Annotated in this window: 4 protein-coding genes; all 4 read right to left on the reverse strand. The window is 54.2% G+C overall.

The genetic code is table 11. The features are described from left to right. A partial coding sequence (locus BKN05_RS12340) for a hypothetical protein (RefSeq protein WP_286688769.1) occupies positions 1–244 on the reverse strand: 244 nt, incomplete at its 3' end. Positions 245–765: 521 nt separating this feature from the next. Further along, entirely contained in the window at positions 766–2,169 is a 1,404-nt protein-coding gene (locus BKN05_RS12345; RefSeq protein WP_049149747.1) for an IS30 family transposase, read from the reverse strand. A 176-nt stretch (positions 2,170–2,345) separates the two neighbouring features. Beyond that, entirely contained in the window at positions 2,346–2,462 is a 117-nt protein-coding gene (locus BKN05_RS12675; protein ID WP_348650317.1) for a hypothetical protein, read from the reverse strand. Between the two features lie 6 nt (positions 2,463–2,468). After that, complete coding sequence (locus tag BKN05_RS12680) at positions 2,469–2,717, reverse strand: IS3 family transposase (protein ID WP_302531489.1); 249 nt, start codon at positions 2,715–2,717, stop codon at positions 2,469–2,471. Positions 2,718–2,741 lie beyond the last annotated feature (24 nt).

The raw sequence follows: 2,741 nt of genomic DNA on the forward strand, positions 1-2,741 counted from the left end.
ATAGGAGGCAAAGGCGGTAACCGAGAAATCGCGTTAAACATTTCGTCAAGCTAGGAAGAACCTGATGAATTCTCAGAAAGACATCTGATTTCATGACTGATGGCAACCGTGCGACTGAAAAAATTACTTTTCCGAGGGCACTATACATACTGGTTTTATTTGTTATATCCTCGCTTTTTGGTCTATTTTTATTTTTTGCCACGTATCGAAACATGATGGCAAGCTTTTTAGTGGTTATAGTCATCCTCTTATTATGGCTCGAATGGGAGAGATTGTCTCATAAAAATCTTGTGTATGCACATCAAAAGGTGAATGCACAGAAAATGCCTTTGCCGAAAAGGCTTGTAACAGTGAGCACGCCATTTCTGTTCTTCATTATTAGTCAACTTGGGCCAGAACAGAATTTATTCGCAGTGACGACGGCTGTGCTTGGAATGATAGCAGTATTTAGTATATCGCTAGTTAATAGCTAACTGCATAAGTCATACTATTAGAGCGTGTCAAGTTGTTTGTGTGGGGTGAAGTGCCCCGGGTTTTGTTCCTAGGCATTTGCCTTGATTTCTATTATTTCCTGTGGCGGGTTCTGCTTCCAAAATTCGATTTCCACCTCGACCGGGGGATCAACTCATTTTTGTAAGAGCCGTCCACGTTTTCAGCCAGGGTATTGTCATATCAGTGTCATATCCGCCAACAATTCCGGTGGAAGCGGTAATCCCGTGCTGGGAAAGCCGCTGGTTGTAGACCACGCTGACGTACTGCTTGGATTCAATCGGTGGTTGCAACACTGTTGTTTTGAATTGATTGTAGTTGTTCATTGAAGACTTCGACTGGGGTTCGAAATCCAAGGACTTTTCTTGGTCTGTTGTTGAGCGTGTAGGCGATGGCGGCGAGGTCTTGGGCTGTCCATCGAGACAGGTCGGTACCCTTGGGAAAGTACTGGCGTAGGAGTCCGTTGCTGTTCTCATTCGTGGGACGTTGCCATGGCGAGTGTGGGTCCGCGAAGAACACTTTCGTGCCCGTGGCTAGAGTGAAAGCGGCATGGTCAGCGAGCTCGGTTCCGCGGTCCCAGGTCAACGTTTGACGCAGTTGTAACGGTAGATCTTTCATCACGGTTTGTAGGGCGGTGTTCATCGCTTCAGCACCGTACCCACCCAAGGCAGGTCCGTTCTTCGTCCTTGGTTGTTCACCCCAGCCGTCCAACCGGGGCAGGTGCACCAGCAGGATCGACCGGCTGTAGCGTTCGACCACGGTCCCGATCGCTGACCTGCCGGTACCGATGATCAAGTCTCCTTCCCAATGCCCGGGCACCGCCCGATCCGAGGCTTCCGGGGGCCGGTTAGAGATGACAACATCGGCGGTGACATGACCTTCAGGCTTGCTCTTGGACCGGGCGCGGGGTTTACGCAGGGCCCGCCCAGTCCGCAGTGCGGCCACGAGTTCACGCTTCAGCGCCCCGCGCCCCTCGATATAGAGCGCCTGGTAGATCGCTTCATGGGAGATTCTCATACTCTCATCATCAGGGAAGTCGATCCTTAACCGCTGCGATATCTGCTCCGGGCTCCACGCGGTCAACCACCGTCGGTCTGCCCTGTGAGGTTTGCTCCGGCCCTTCCACGCAGGCGTATCAGGCCCCGCCATGACGACCCCGTTTTCATCTCGGACCGTCCCAGCAAGACGCTCCTGAACATAGTCCCGCAGGCGCGGATTATCCACGAGTTTTGCTTGTTTGGGACGCTTAGCGGCTTCCTGAGCTTTCCACTGGGCCACCCCTGCCCGATAAACCTGCTTGCCACCACGGGTGGCAGCATTACGCCGTAGCTCACGAGAAATCGTCGCCGGATTGCGGCCAATCCGTCGAGCGATCTCACGCACACCCGTCTGTTTCTCCCACAGGATCGCGATTTCCTCTCGTTCAGCAAACGATAGATACCGCCCCGAGGGCTCGTCCAAAGCTAACGGTCTCATTCCACCAGCATGACGGAACCACCTCGTTCCCACCGGTACGGACACCCCCACCTGAAGGGCGGCCTGCGCAGTGGTGATTCCCGTCGCGATCAGACCCCAGAACTGGCGTTGCACTGCCCGTGACGGAACCGGCCTATCCGGGGAACGCATCGCAGGCCGCAACGCCCGATCCGCACGCCACTGACGCCGCACCCCCACCGGCATATCACTGGTCTTCTTACTCCAGTCCTTGGTAGCCACCTTCTCATACCTCCATGCTCAGGGTGTTGCGACAACCAATTGAATCCACCCTGCGACCCGTGATCCGAATGGTGAATGAGACTTGTTGTTTCCTCAGCACACACGATCGCCTGATTATTAAGAGCTTGCAGCGGCAGTGCTTAGGTGCGCATGGAGTCTGATAAGGCCCACTCAACGATCCGCCTGGAGTAAACATCGGTGACAAACGTGGTGCACACAAAGCCTTTCTTCGTGCGCACATAGGTAGTGTCAGCCACCCACAACTAGTTCGAGCCCGAAGCTGTGAACTCGCGCCCCACCAAGTCCGGGCGCAGGTCAGGCACGTGAGCTTTTCGGGTTGTGATAGGTGACCGGCCTTTGCCTTTGCCAGAAACACCAGCCAGGCGCATCAGCCTGGCAGTGTGTTCACGACCGATATCAATTCCGTCACGGCGTAGAGCATGCCACATTTTCCGCACACCGTAGACACCGTAATTAGCTTGATGAACAGCGCTAATACGTTCAACCAGCACAGCATCGCGAAGGCGACGAGCACT

This window comes from Corynebacterium sp. S5S1, from assembly GCF_001913985.1.
In the GTDB taxonomy this organism is placed as follows: Bacteria; Actinomycetota; Actinomycetes; order Mycobacteriales; family Mycobacteriaceae; genus Corynebacterium; species Corynebacterium marquesiae.

What these genes read in the sequence shown, in the direction of transcription:
- BKN05_RS12345 (WP_049149747.1), bottom strand. Translation starts at nt 2,169, where the DNA reads ATGCCGGTGGGGGTGCGGCGTCAGTGGCGTGCGGATCGGGCGTTGCGG.